Here is a 12,575-nt window from a genome sequence, read left to right as displayed (position 1 = left end):
GCCCGGCGCGTGTGCGCCGTGGCTATTTTGGACGTTGGACATAGATTTCCCGTTCGCTGAGACGGACAAAACCGCCGTCAGCGCCGATTGAGGGCGAACTGTTGCTAACGTTGAAGCGAATCACCCCGCAGAATGATTCGACATGCGAATAGTAGCCATATAGGCTACTTTCCTGTCAAATAGGGGTGTCAATAAGGTGGTTACGGCGTTGAACATAGGCAGCTATTCGGAGTTCATGCAGACTCCGAAAAAGCCTGTTCCGCCGCCAAAGGCACCCCGCGAGTACCCGAATCGCATTCGGGAACTGAACAGAGAGCGCGGGTGGAGCTATGACGCACTGGCCGAGAAGGTCGGATCGCACCCCAAGACGATCGGCGCCCTGGCTACCGGCGGCGCTGAGTTGACCCTGACGTGGATGCAGCGCCTCGCGCGGGTTTATGGCGTGAAAGCCTACGAGATCATCGAAAAACCGGAAATAGCCAATTTACGCACAGTGCCGGTAACGGGCCGCGTGCAGGCCGGCGAATGGGCCGACGGTCATACGTTCGACACCCAAGTCCCGCGCACCATCATCATCCCGAACGATGATGAATTCCGCCGGCTCGACCTGTATGCCCTGCAAATCGAGGGCGAATCGATGAATAAACTGTATGCGGCCGGCTCGATCGTGGTGCTATCCCGGCTATCGCAACGGCCCGGCGAGATCGTCGCAGGCAAGCGCTACCACGTGGTACGGACGCGGGGCGATCTTACGGAGGAAACGATCAAAACCCTCGTGCGCGACGGCGCTGGCGAATACTGGCTACAACCCGAAAGCACCTCGCCGGCCTTTGCCGCCTTCGCCCTTGAAGGAGAGGATGGCACTACCGTAGAATTGCGGGGACGAGTGCGTCACGCGTTCACAAAAGAATAACGTAGCGATTACGGCTACCTTTACCGACTTATAAAAGTAGTCTAATACGCTCCCATCGGCCGCCGCCTTTGGGACGCGTGATGTTAGTCAATCGGACAATCTCTCGACAGAGCCTTAAACGCCGCTTTCGCCAAGCGAGTGTCAAAAGTCGCGTCGTGAGAGACGCCAGCGGGCGAAGAAATCCGAACCGTTGTTTCTTTGCCATCCTCGATCAACTGCGCAACGGATGCCGCGATCTCGATCTCGAACATGCTCGAATTGATTGCCGCGCCGGAAAAGTCGAGTACAGACCCGTCATCTACGCGAAACTTGATTTTGTAGATTTCGCCAACGGTCAAACTTCTAACCGGGTCAAACTCCGCCACCGCCAGCGACAGCTTTTTCTGCATACATCGCACTGCCAATCCGACGCTTGCGTTACGGTTCAGCACCAAGGCGACGTGCGAACCGCCGTCGCCGAAACGACTCGATTCGGCCGTCACCGACCACGACCCAAAGCGCTTAGGCGATTCCTTGGCATCGGTCGGACCGCATACACACGCCAGCAACGCCGCGACTACCACAACCCTGATCATTGCACGCCCCTTGCTTGCGAGCGGATTGCCATGTGCCCCAGCCCTCCACAACCCCGAAGGAGACTACCTAATGAGCGCTCGTACTCGCCTCACTGCCCCGATCACCCACGGTCGCAGCCGGCCGGAACTCAAAGGCCAAGAAGCCGTCTCGCAGATGGCCGATGATATGCGCGTCATCAAGACACGTGTCGGCAGCGTCACATGTGAGGACCTCGGCATGATTGGCTGGATGATGGTGCAGGTCGACCACCATCACGCCGCCGCCCGCGAACTGGCCGAGCGTCTTTCGCTCGCCGCCGCCTGATCATTGACGGGGGACGGATCGCATGTCGCACCGCAGACTAACTGAGAGATGCCTGTTCGCGCTGCGATCCGTCGTCGCCGAACCTAACGGCATCGATATCTACAATCACACCGTCGCCACGAATTTGCGCGTCGTCGAAAAATTTTTCCCTGAGCTGATTCGGATCACCCCGCCGCCGCATTGCGATCACGTCGGGGCCAGGCCGCTATTTGCCGCCCGCGTCACCGCGCGCGGGTTTGCTTTAATCACGCCGCACAAAGTGAAACACAAAAGCTGTGGGCATGAAGCAGCTAACCAACTGTCCGCGGCCGGAGGGCGATCGATGACCGACATGTGGCTACCTATATCAACGGTATGTGTCGCGCTCATCGGCAATGGCGAGCATTTGCTTCTCAAGTCGCGGCAGGTCTGCGCGTATTTGCGCCGCCAAACTTCGAATCCCATCAACATGAGCTTTCACTATCGGGTCGAAGCGCAGAGTGACGCCTACGGTCAGACCTCCATGATCAAGCATGGCTTTCTCGATCTGCTCACCAACCTTCTGGACGCGCCCCATGAGCGTCAATACGCGCTCGCCAATTCCAAAGGGTGCCGCTGTGGCCGTGTAACTCAGCGAATCGTCCGCGTTTTGTCGGACCCTATTAAGTTGCATTGCCCATCCATCGACCGCCGCCCGCGTGAATTGGTCTACGAACGCGGAAAGATAACCAGGCACCACCCTGAGGCGATCAAGGTCGGCGGCGTAGGCCAGAAATTCTCTTTGCAGTCGCACGTAATTGGACCTGCGCAATTCTTGACGCGCTTCCTCGATTTGCTCCTGCTGAAGCCTCAGTTGGGTCTGTTGAAGATCAATCTGGCTAAGTCCAACATTGATCTGTCGATAGGACAATTTGAACGCAAACCCACCAATTCCGATCGTCACTACCCAGCCAATTATTGCGATGATCGCATTCAATCGGTCGCCGGTTGGCGGCCCCCAAGCATCAAGCCAGATCGTCATCGTCAATATCAGCAGGATGCACGAGGCCGAAGCAAAGCCGGCAATCCGATCACAATTCACGTCTTTCGCCCTCCCAGTAGTACGCCGACCGTACACGCGCGATCGCGTAATTTCCATGGTCCCGCGGTGATCTGGGACGTATCGCAGCCGGAGGCGTCATGACCGACGAAACCCGACAATCACCGACGAAAACCGTGTCGCACGAATATCAGGTCGGCGACCTGCTCCGCGACACCTACTACGACAATGCGGATGGCTCTCGATCCGAGAGGTCGAGCCGAACGATCCGTATTCTGAAGATCGGAGAGGCGAGAGCTACCGCCAAAACAGTCATCGATGGGCTTGGGCGCGAAGTCGACGGACGAACGACCACCATCTCTTTCAAGACGCTGCGTACGGGCTATGAGCCGCTAACCAGCTCTCACCGGCCCGCCCGCTCCTAAAATGCTCCTATCGCCGGCATTCCGGCGCCGACGATAGTCGTAGTGAAACACCATCTAAGAGCCGAAAACGATGGCCCAAACACAAGAAATCCAGCGCAACGAGCCTCTGAGGCTTGCGGAAGCCGCAAAGATCGCTTTTCCTGGCGGCGGAATGACGGTATCCGGTTTGCGGCGCGAAATCGCGCGCGGTCGTCTTGCCGTTGAATTGATCGCCGGCAAGCAATTCACGACGCTGGCCGACATTGAAGAAATGAGGCGAAAGTGCCGCGTCCAAGCAAAGGCATCCGACTCCACCTCCGAGGGGATCGGTACAACGCCGACGGCAAGCTTTCCCACGCCTCGACTTGGACAATCAGGGACGGCAGCCGGGAAATCTTCACAGGATGCGCTCCGGGCGAAACTGGCAAAGCTGAACAAAAGCTAAAGGACTACATTGCGGCGAAATACACGCCGACGCGCAAGGCGCAAGACATCGAGACGATTCCGATCGGCGACGTTCTGTCGATCTATCTCGACGATCGGCCCGAACTAGCGGCCGGCGACAGCACCCCGGCCAAGCGATTTCAAAAGCGCATCGATCGCCTGAATAATTTTTTCGGCAAGTATATGCTCGCCGACATCAACGGCGCCTTGACGCGCGCCTATGTCAAAGAGCGCGGCAGCGACGGCGGCGCCCGACGTGACCTAGAGGACTTGCGCGCGGCGATCGGGCACCATGCCAGCGAGGGCTTGCACCGTGGCCTCGTCAAGGTGACGTTGCCGGCTAAGGGCAAGGCGCGCGATCGTTGGCTTACGCGATCCGAGGCCGCCGCACTGATTTGGGCATGCTGGCGCACCCGCGAAACGCAAACCATCCACCGCGGCCCGATGAAGGGCCAGAAAGTCACCACCGACAAGCGCCCGTTGCGGCACCTGGCGCGCTTTATCCTGATCGGCCTCTATACCGGCACACGCGCCAGCGCAATCGCAGCGGCGTCGCCGGTGCCGGCGATCGGCCGGGCATACGTCGACCTCGACCGGGGCATTTTCTATCGCCTCGCCGAGGGCCACGCCGAAACCAACAAGCGCCAGCCGCCCGTGCCCTTGCCGCCCCGGCTGCTCGCGCACATGCGCCGATGGCGCGAGCGCAAACTGATTGCCCGGCACTTCGTCGAGTTCAACGGCGCCGGCGTTCAATCGGTCAAGACAGGATTTAAAACGGCGGTCGGCCTGGCGAAATTGCCCGGCAAGGTTAGTCCACACACCCTGCGGCACACCGCCGCGACGTGGCTGATGCAAACCGGCACCCCGACATGGATCGCCGCCGGCTTCCTCGGCATGTCCGAAAAAACCCTGATCGATACGTACGGCCACCATCACCCGGAATTCTTGCAAGACGCGGTTGAGAACATGACCAAAAAGCCGCGACAGCGAGTCGGCGTCAAACCCTCGGCGACCGTGACAGACATCAAAAATCACCGCCCCGGTTTCGCCCCGGAAACTACCGAAACCAACGTCGATAAAGAGGTGCAAACTTAACAAGAATCCCTATTTTTAAAGGGATTTCGCAGAAAAGCGTATCGCTCATAACGGTCTGGTTCCTGGTTCGAGTCCAGGCAGGCCCACCAACGTTTTCAGATTGTGTGCGGACTACGAAAGAACGAGTCGATTTCGGTTTAAGAACGACTCGATCCGCACCATTAAGACCGAGTCGATCTCGCCACATCGTTGAAATCGTATTGAAATCCTCGCTTGATTCCGTTTTTGCCAACGGAGGTGAGAAAAGTTTTCGAGGGGGTCAAAACCGCGATGCTCGTGTCCGTCACCGTCTCTGGGACGCTCAGACTTCTCCTGGAAATCATCCCCGTCGGTCGGCTGTCTGCCAATATGCAGCTTAAGATCTAGCTAGGGCGTGGACCCATAAGCGCAGCCAAATGCATTCCGTCGAGGACCCGCCGGTCGTCCTTCTCGGAAAGCTGAGCGGCTTGTGCGGAAAGAACGGCCTGATGGCTGCCCGCTTAAAGTCCGTCAGTTCATATCTCATCATTCGAGGCCCCCGGGTCGGGAGCTCGAATTATGTCTATCCTAGTGCTCGCAACACGAAACGAGAGGTCCTGAATGGGTCGGATAGCGGACATTCCGTTGACATGTGAAAAGCGACGCCAATGACCCAGAGCGGACAATCCATGGTAGTGTTCCAGCCATCGAACTGAGTGACAGGTGATCGCCATGTCGGAATCTGACAAAGTGTTCGCTGGCTCTATTCCGGACAACTACGACCGCCATATGGTGCCGTTGATCTTTGAGCCGTTCGCTGAAGATATCGCGAAACGAGCGGCGTCCCTTTCGCCAAGCGCCGTTTTGGAAACCGCTGCGGGCAGCGGGGTCGTTACCCGCACATTGGCGCCAAGACTGCCTTCCAGCGCAAGGTATGTTGTCACCGACCTCAGTCAACCGATGCTCGACTACGCAGCGTCGCGGCAACGTCCCGACGGTCGCGTCGAATGGCGCCAAGCGGATGCTCTGGCGCTCCCGTTCGAAGATGGGGCCTTCGATCTCGTTTGCTGCCAGTTCGGCGCAATGTTTTTTCCCGACCGTATATCGGGCTATCGCGAAGCAAAGCGGGTGCTGAAGCCCGGAGGATATTTCTTGTTCAACGTATGGGACCGCATAGAAGAGAATGTTTTTGCCGATGATGTGACGAATGCTCTCGCAAAGCTTTTTTCGAGCGATCCGCCACATTTTCTGGCGCGCACGCCCCACGGTTACCACGACACCGCGCTGATCGGCAGCGAACTAAAGGACGCAGGTTTCTCCCGTTTGGCAATCGAGACAAGGGCAGAGCAAAGCCGCGCATCCTCGCCTCGCCAAGTCGCCGTCGCCTACTGTCAAGGAACTCCTCTTCGCAACGAAATCGAGGCGAGAGACGCGGGAGGACTGGACGCTGCAACCGACCACGCCACCTGTGCGATCGCGGAGAGACATGGCAGTGGCGAGGTTGCTGCAAAAATTCAAGCCCACGTAATCGTAGCGGTCGTCTAGGTGTTGTGGCTTCCCCTTTTGGCACTTTTAAGCAAAGCCCAGAATTTTCTGTTCAGCGTGGTAGACCGGAAGTCGCCGATGCTCGGTCAAACCGACGCGAATGACCCACGACGGACTCCGCTGCAGTGCACAGCTAAGTGGGACGAATTTTATGGGGCACGTATTGCCCCGAATACAGTTTGCTCGCCGTGCGAAAATCTGATGCTATTCCTTTTTTGAGAGAAGCCCCTGCCACCGATGAACGAAGGAGAAAAATCATGCGCTCACTCGTACTCGCCGCGCTCGGCATTACCGCATTCTCCGCAACCATGACTATCCAGACACCCGAGGCAAATGCCGTTGTCTATTGTGCCGCCGGTGTCTACCGCGCCGGCTGCGTCGCTCGACCTGGCGTCCGGCCCGTGGTCGGTGTGGGACGTGTTGCACCAATGGTAGGCGTGCGAGGCGTTGCCCGGCGCACCACCCGGCGCGTTGTTCGGCGATCCGACATGATGCTTAAGCACGACATCTCACTGCTCGGTCACCTCGATAACGGCCTCGGCTTCTACCGCTTCAGCTACAACGGCAGCGAAAAGGCCTATGTCGGCGTGATGGCGCAGGAAGTCCAGACAGTCGTGCCCGCGGCGGTATTGCGTGGTAACGACGGCTATCTGCGGGTCTCCTACGACAAGCTCGGCCTGGAGTTCCAGACCTACGACCAGTGGACGGCGTCGGGCGCCCATGTCCCGGCCGGCACACCGGTCGAGCAGTAACGCTTAGACAAAACAAGGAACGCAAGGATCCTGTTGCGGCGGTGGCACTGCATTTTCAATGTGCGACTCCGAACAAGCGCCAAGACGCTGAAGTGTCGGCTGCATTGGGCGGGGTAACGGCAGGTCCGACGCAATCGGGCCGCGCGGCGCGGCCTCAGTGTCAATTTGTGTTGGCGACCGACAATCGTTCGCGCAGCGAGTTGGACGGCTTTGCTCGGAATGATCGTGAGAGGCTCGCACACCGCGCCCCGAGCGTTGATGAACCAAAATCATAGGAGCGTTGACGATGTTCCGTTTGTCCTCCCTCTTAGGATCCGCGCTCGCAGGCCTTTGTGCCGCAAGCGTTTTTGCTTCCACTGTCGCCGCTGAAGACCTGACGACTGACATCGGCACGCTCGACAAGGAGACCGCCGATAAGGCGTTCCCCGCCAAGCCGCCCTATTCGCCATATGCGGGTCGCAATTTTCCGACAAGGCCGCTTTTCGGAGACACGCACACGCACACCTCTTACTCGATGGACGCCGGCGCGTTCGGAGCCCGGCTCGGCCCGAAGGACGCTTATCGCTTTGCCAAGGGCGAGGAAGTCATCGCTTCCAGCGGACAACGCGCCAAACTTTCGCGCCCCTGGATTTCATGGTGGTAGCGGATCATTCGGACGGCATGGGCTTTTTCCCACAGTTGATCGGCGGCGATCCAGGCCTGCTGGCGACGCCGCAGGGACGAAAGTGGTACGACGAGATCAATTCCGGCAAGGGGGCGGAGGCCGCCATTGATATCATCACCAGCTTCGGCAAGGGGCGGATGCCCAAGGGATTCCCTACGCCGGGGACGCCGGCCTATCGCAGCGCCTGGCGCGAAACGATCAAGGCGGCGGAAGAAGCCAACGATCCGGGTAGTTTCACTGCTTTCATCGGCTATGAGTGGACCTCGAACGCGGGCGGTAACAACCTTCATCGCAATGTCATCTGGCGCGACAACGGAGCAAAGGCAAATCTCGTCGAACCTTTCACCACGCTGCCGCCGTTGGGCAGCCCAAATCCTCGCGACCTCTGGAAGTGGATGGCGATGGTTGAAGAGAAGACGGGCGCCGAAATACTAGCGCTTGCGCACAATGGCAATCTGAGCAACGGCCGGATGTTTCCGATCATCGAGTCGTTCAATGGCAAGCGGATCGACCGCGAATATGCCGAGAACCGCATGAGGTGGGAACCGCTTTACGAGGCGACCCAGATCAAGGGCGATGGCGAGACCCATCCGTTTCTCTCGCCCAACGACGAATTCGCGAACTTCGACCGTTGGGACAAGGGCAACCTCGACCTAACCGAGGTCAAGAAGCCCGAAATGCTGGAATTCGAATACGTCCGTTCGGCATTGAAGAACGGGCTCAAGATGGAAGCCGAACTCGGCGTTAATCCCTACAAGTTCGGCCTGGTCGGCAGCACCGATGCGCATACCGGGCTCGCGGCGGTCGAGGAGGACAATTTCTTCGGCAAGACGTCTTCTTCCGAACCAAGTGCCGGTCGAGCGATGCATCCTTTCGTCAAGACCGACAAGGCAGTCATCATGGGCTGGGAGACGACGGCGTCCGGATACGCTGCGGTATGGGCCGCGGAAAATACCCGCGAAGCGATCTTCGACGCCATGAAGCGGCGCGAAACATATGCCACCACCGGCCCGCGCATGGTCGTTCGCTTCTTCGGCGGCTGGGATTTCGAGGCCGCCGACGCCAACAACCGCATGCCGGCGCGAGTTGGCTACACCAAGGGCGTGCCGATGGGCGGAGACCTGAGCAACGCGCCAAACGGAAAATCGCCCACCTTCCTCGTCGCCGCATTGAAGGATCCGATCGGCGCAAATCTGGATCGCATCCAGGTCATCAAGGGCTGGCTCGGAAAGGACGGTCAGACGCAAGAGCGAGTTTACGACGTCGCGGTTTCTGGGGGCCGCACGATCGGCGCCGACGGCCGCAGCAGGGCATCTGTCGGCAGCACCGTCGACGTCGGGAACGCGACGTGGACCAACACCCTCGGCGCGGGCGAGATGATCACGGTTTGGAAGGACCCCGACTTCGACCCGGCGTTGCGGGCCTTCTACTATGTGCGCGTGATCGAAATTCCGACGCCGCGCTGGACCGCCTATGACGCAAAATATTTCGGCATCAAAATGCCGGCCGAAGTTACGATGACGACCACCGAACGCGCTTATACCTCGCCGATCTGGTACACGCCTTGATCGCTCGGCTGCTGAGAGAGCCGCTACTGCAGTTCCTTGCGCTTGGTGCGATGCTGTTCGCGCTCTACGGCCTCGCGGGCAAACGAAGCGCCGACCCGCCCGAGAAAATCGTGGTATCCGCCTCGCGGATCACCAACCTCGGTGACGGATTTGCGCGAACCTGGCGGCGGCCGCCAAGCGAGCAGGAACTGCAGGGCCTGATCGAGGACTACGTCCGCGACGAGATCTTCTACCGCGAGGGCCGAGCGGCCGGCCTGGACCGCGACGATGTCATCATACGCCGCCGCGTGCGGCAGAAGATGGAATTTCTGGCGGAGAAAATGTCCGCACCCGAGCCAACCGATGAGCAGCTTGCCGCCTATCTTGCGGCCAATCCTGAACGATTCCGGACCGAGGATCATCTCACGTTTCATCAGATATTCCTGAGCGCCGCGCGGCGGCCGAATACCCTCGAGAGCGACAGCAAACAGCTTGGGAGCGTTCTGGCTGGAGCCGACCTGTCCGTGGATGCGATGGCGCTCGGCGATCCCTTCCTGCTGGGCGAGGAGTTCCGCGCCATGACTCAGAGCAAGGTTACGGGCGTATTTGGTGACGCCTTCGCCAAGCGAATGGCAGTCATGGAAACGGGGCGCTGGCAGGGGCCGATTTCTTCGAGCTTCGGGCAGCATTTCGTCTTTGTCAGGGAACGAACATCCGGAGAACTGCCACCGCTCGAGGCTGTCCGAACGGCCGTTCGCCGAGAGTGGGCGAACGCGGAGCGCCTTGAGGCGGAACGGAAGCTTTATGCCTCGCTTCGGGACCGCTACGAAATCGTCGTGGAGACGCCTTCAGCAAAGGCGACGTCAGCCGAGATCGAACGATGAATCGCTATCGCTTTTTATTGACTGTTTTAGCAGCGCTGCTGGCGACACCCGCGTTCACGGATGAACTACGGCCGGGCTATCTCGAGATGCGCCAGACCAGCCCAGGCGCCTATGATCTCCTTTTCAAGATTCCCGCGCGGGGGATGACCTGCGGCTCGCGATCTACGTCAAACTACCCGAGGGCACCCAAGACGTAGGGCCGCCCCGTGGGTCCTTTGGCGACGGCGCCTATGTTGAACGCCGTACCATACGGCGGGATGGAGGGCTCATCGGACAGGCCGTATCAATTGAGGGCCTATCGGCCACGTCGACCGATGTCTTGGTTCGGATCGAAAGCCTTGCCGGCGCCACACAGACCGAACGGCTTTCTCCGACGAAGACAGCATTCATTATTCAAGCGGTGCCTAGCGTAGGAGAAATGGCTGCGACCTATCTGGGCCTTGGCGTCGAACACATTTTTTTCGGCTTCGATCACTTGCTATTTGTACTGGCGCTGGTGATCCTGGTTCGAGACTGGCGCCGCGTCGCCGTCACCGTGACGGCCTTCACGATCGCACACAGCACTACGCTTGCCGCGGCGACCCTAGGTTTCGTGAACGTGCCGCGTCCGCCCGTGGAAGCGACCATAGCGCTGAGCATCATGTTAGTTTCCGTCGAGATCCTGAATGCACGCGGTGGAAAGCCAGGTCTGACCGCGCGTCTGCCATGGCTAGTTGCCTTTAGCTTCGGGCTTCTACACGGTTTTGGATTCGCCGGAGCGCTGGCTGAGGTAGGGTTACCTCAACATGCGATCCCCGTTGCGCTGCTATTTTTCAACCTCGGCGTAGAGACCGGGCAGCTGGCTTTCGTGGCTGCGGTGCTAACGGCAGGCGGCTTGTTCCGAACCGCAATGGCGCTTCGCCTCGAACCTGCCCTGATTCAGCATACACTTAATCGGCTCGACGTGATCGCGGCGTACGCGATCGGTACGGTGGCTGCGTTTTGGCTGATCGAGAGGACCTCTTCATTTTTTGTGTGAAGCCCGAAAGGTCGCTCGGGCGTGTCGTCGACGTGCAGTAAGGCCTGCGACTTCCGTTTTTGGCACTTTTCGGACCTGGGGCGATGTCTGGATTGAGTCTGCAATAGGCTGGATGGCGGACGTGTCTCACGCTCCAACGCCTCAGCAAATGCTCGGATCGTCGCGCTCATCGGGGAGGCGCTTCATTGCGGAAGCGCCAGAGATGCGAATTGATCCTCCTGTTCGATCCCTCCGGTCTGATCGATCTTTTACGATCCACAACCACAGCACGGACGCGACGACAAAAACGCCTCCGCACGCCATATGGGTTCAGATAACCCACCACGAAATTTGATGTCCATCAACTTTAAACGTGGTGCGCTTCGCGTGGTTGCGCTGGACGCCGCCGGCAATGATTATATTGGCGGGAGAACAAAAAGTTGACGAACCGGCCGATAGACGACAACGGTCGCCGCAGCATCAATGACGTCGATGTGGCTTATCAGTCCCTTCGTTTCCCGCGGACGCCAGAGGTCGCAAGGCGTTTGATCAATACGGCGCATGATGAAGATCCAGAGGCCGTTGTCTGTGTATCGTAAGCGTCGTCCCGGCCCCACCTTTCGGTTGACGTGCTGATCTGCGACGTTTCGTTTCGTTCGAACCGCTAGGCTTAGAATGGACACAGTGGATAGTGCTATCACCAAGCCGGTTCGGCGGCTGGAGGTGTTCACCGGTGCGGGGCGCCGGCGGACGTGGAGCGACGAGGACAAGGCGCGGGTCGTCGCGGAGATCGAAGCCAGTGGCGACTCTGTTTCTGGCGTGGCACGGCGGCACGGATTGTCGCCGCAGCAATTGTTTGGCTGGCGCCGGCGAGTCAGGGAAGCTCAGGCGGTCGTTTCCAAGGATGATGAACCACGGTTCGTCCCGGCGGTGGTTACCGCGGCACTGTGCGAGACTGCGGGATCTCGACAGCGCAAGGCGCGGCGGCAGCAGCGGGACGAACCGCTTGGCGGAACGATCGAGGTTGCGATCGACGGCGTGACGGTGCGCATCGGCGCGGGCGCTCCGTCGGACACCATCGCCGCGGTGTTGCGGGCGCTGAAAGCCGGAGCGTGATCGGCCCGACGGGCGCGGTCCGGGTGATGGTGGCGACCAGGCCTGTGGACTTCCGCAAGGGCGCCGATGGGTTGGCGGCCCTGGTGCGGGAGAGCATGGCGGCGGATCCGTTCTCGGGCGCAGTCTACGTGTTCCGCGCCAAGCGCGCGGATCGGATCAAGCTGGTGTATTGGGATGGCACGGGTCTGTGCCTGTTCGCCAAGCGGCTGGAGGACGGCATCTTCCGCTGGCCGAAGATCGAAGATGGCGTGATCCATTTGTCGGCCGCGCAATTGTCGGCGCTGCTCGAAGGGCTGGATTGGCGGCGTGTCCACGCGGCGCGCGAGACGGTGACGCCGGCACAGCCCGGCTAACGCCTG

Annotated in this window: 13 protein-coding genes and 2 pseudogenes; 13 read left to right on the top strand and 2 right to left on the bottom strand. The window is 59.6% G+C overall.

What is annotated here, in order from left to right:
* Positions 1 to 235: 235 nt before the first annotated feature.
* Positions 236 to 913 (top strand): LexA family protein, encoded by a 678-nt coding sequence (locus ONR75_RS11050; protein WP_265082618.1) that lies wholly within the window; start codon positions 236 to 238, stop codon positions 911 to 913.
* A gap of 83 nt (positions 914 to 996) precedes the next feature.
* Here ONR75_RS11050 and ONR75_RS11045 read toward each other — a convergent pair whose 3' ends face one another.
* A complete protein-coding gene (locus tag ONR75_RS11045; protein WP_265082617.1) occupies positions 997 to 1,488 on the bottom strand; it encodes a hypothetical protein in 492 nt (163 codons plus the stop codon).
* A gap of 70 nt (positions 1,489 to 1,558) precedes the next feature.
* Here ONR75_RS11045 and ONR75_RS11040 point away from each other — a divergent pair, with 70 nt between their 5' ends.
* The 3 genes from ONR75_RS11040 to ONR75_RS11030 are packed head-to-tail and all read left to right on the top strand — an operon-like array spanning position 1,559 to position 3,235.
* Entirely contained in the window at positions 1,559 to 1,792 is a 234-nt protein-coding gene (locus tag ONR75_RS11040) for a hypothetical protein (protein WP_265082616.1), read from the top strand.
* Between the two features lie 22 nt (positions 1,793 to 1,814).
* Positions 1,815 to 2,954, top strand: a complete 1,140-nt coding sequence (locus tag ONR75_RS11035; RefSeq protein ID WP_265082615.1) for a hypothetical protein — start codon at positions 1,815 to 1,817, stop codon at positions 2,952 to 2,954.
* Positions 2,951 to 3,235, top strand: a complete 285-nt coding sequence (locus ONR75_RS11030) for a hypothetical protein (protein ID WP_265082614.1) — start codon at positions 2,951 to 2,953, stop codon at positions 3,233 to 3,235. Before ONR75_RS11035 ends, ONR75_RS11030 begins: the two co-directional genes overlap by 4 nt.
* A gap of 7 nt (positions 3,236 to 3,242) precedes the next feature.
* Here ONR75_RS11030 and ONR75_RS11025 read toward each other — a convergent pair whose 3' ends face one another.
* Positions 3,243 to 3,509 (bottom strand): hypothetical protein, encoded by a 267-nt coding sequence (locus tag ONR75_RS11025; RefSeq protein ID WP_265082613.1) that lies wholly within the window; start codon positions 3,507 to 3,509, stop codon positions 3,243 to 3,245.
* On the opposite strand from ONR75_RS11025, the gene ONR75_RS11020 reads away from it, so the two are divergent.
* The 9 genes and pseudogenes from ONR75_RS11020 (at position 3,497) to tnpB (ending at position 12,569) form a co-directional block, all read left to right on the top strand.
* On the top strand, positions 3,497 to 4,753 hold the full coding sequence (locus tag ONR75_RS11020; protein WP_265082612.1) for a tyrosine-type recombinase/integrase: 1,257 nt from the start codon (positions 3,497 to 3,499) through the stop codon (positions 4,751 to 4,753). The genes ONR75_RS11025 and ONR75_RS11020 overlap by 13 nt on opposite strands.
* A gap of 690 nt (positions 4,754 to 5,443) precedes the next feature.
* Positions 5,444 to 6,256, top strand: coding sequence for a class I SAM-dependent methyltransferase (locus tag ONR75_RS11015; protein ID WP_265083621.1), 813 nt, complete (start codon positions 5,444 to 5,446; stop codon positions 6,254 to 6,256).
* A 476-nt stretch (positions 6,257 to 6,732) separates the two neighbouring features.
* Positions 6,733 to 7,008: pseudogene (locus tag ONR75_RS11010) on the top strand (tail fiber domain-containing protein); the annotation flags it as partial.
* A 286-nt stretch (positions 7,009 to 7,294) separates the two neighbouring features.
* Positions 7,295 to 9,240, top strand: a pseudogene (locus ONR75_RS11000) (DUF3604 domain-containing protein).
* A complete protein-coding gene (locus tag ONR75_RS10995; protein ID WP_265082611.1) occupies positions 9,237 to 10,103 on the top strand; it encodes a peptidylprolyl isomerase in 867 nt (288 codons plus the stop codon). Before ONR75_RS11000 ends, ONR75_RS10995 begins: the two are co-directional and overlap by 4 nt.
* The gene (locus ONR75_RS10990; protein ID WP_265082610.1) at positions 10,100 to 10,300 is read left to right on the top strand and encodes a hypothetical protein; all 201 of its coding nucleotides are present in this window, start codon (positions 10,100 to 10,102) and stop codon (positions 10,298 to 10,300) included. Before ONR75_RS10995 ends, ONR75_RS10990 begins: the two co-directional genes overlap by 4 nt.
* Positions 10,301 to 10,422: 122 nt before the next feature.
* Complete coding sequence (locus tag ONR75_RS10985; protein WP_265082609.1) at positions 10,423 to 11,121, top strand: HupE/UreJ family protein; 699 nt, start codon at positions 10,423 to 10,425, stop codon at positions 11,119 to 11,121.
* Positions 11,122 to 11,775: 654 nt separating this feature from the next.
* A complete protein-coding gene (gene tnpA / locus ONR75_RS10980; RefSeq protein ID WP_265082600.1) occupies positions 11,776 to 12,216 on the top strand; it encodes an IS66-like element accessory protein TnpA in 441 nt (146 codons plus the stop codon).
* Positions 12,213 to 12,569: an IS66 family insertion sequence element accessory protein TnpB gene (gene tnpB / locus ONR75_RS10975; RefSeq protein ID WP_265079591.1), complete on the top strand. Its 357-nt coding sequence runs from the start codon at positions 12,213 to 12,215 to the stop codon at positions 12,567 to 12,569. Before tnpA ends, tnpB begins: the two co-directional genes overlap by 4 nt.
* Positions 12,570 to 12,575: the final 6 nt, after the last annotated feature.

This window comes from Rhodopseudomonas sp. P2A-2r (assembly GCF_026015985.1).
Classification (GTDB): Bacteria; Pseudomonadota; Alphaproteobacteria; order Rhizobiales; family Xanthobacteraceae; genus Tardiphaga.
This window is presented reverse-complemented; position numbering and strand designations above follow the sequence as displayed.

Bases quoted from the DNA above. Each gene is read 5' to 3' on its own strand.
- ONR75_RS11050 (WP_265082618.1), top strand. From the start codon at position 236: ATGCAGACTCCGAAAAAGCCTGTTCCGCCGCCAAAGGCACCCCGCGAG.
- ONR75_RS11045 (WP_265082617.1), bottom strand. From the start codon at position 1,488: ATGATCAGGGTTGTGGTAGTCGCGGCGTTGCTGGCGTGTGTATGCGGT.
- ONR75_RS11040 (WP_265082616.1), top strand. From the start codon at position 1,559: ATGAGCGCTCGTACTCGCCTCACTGCCCCGATCACCCACGGTCGCAGC.
- ONR75_RS11035 (WP_265082615.1), top strand. From the start codon at position 1,815: ATGTCGCACCGCAGACTAACTGAGAGATGCCTGTTCGCGCTGCGATCC.
- ONR75_RS11030 (WP_265082614.1), top strand. From the start codon at position 2,951: ATGACCGACGAAACCCGACAATCACCGACGAAAACCGTGTCGCACGAA.
- ONR75_RS11015 (WP_265083621.1), top strand. From the start codon at position 5,444: ATGTCGGAATCTGACAAAGTGTTCGCTGGCTCTATTCCGGACAACTAC.
- ONR75_RS10990 (WP_265082610.1), top strand. From the start codon at position 10,100: ATGAATCGCTATCGCTTTTTATTGACTGTTTTAGCAGCGCTGCTGGCG.
- tnpA (WP_265082600.1), top strand. From the start codon at position 11,776: ATGGACACAGTGGATAGTGCTATCACCAAGCCGGTTCGGCGGCTGGAG.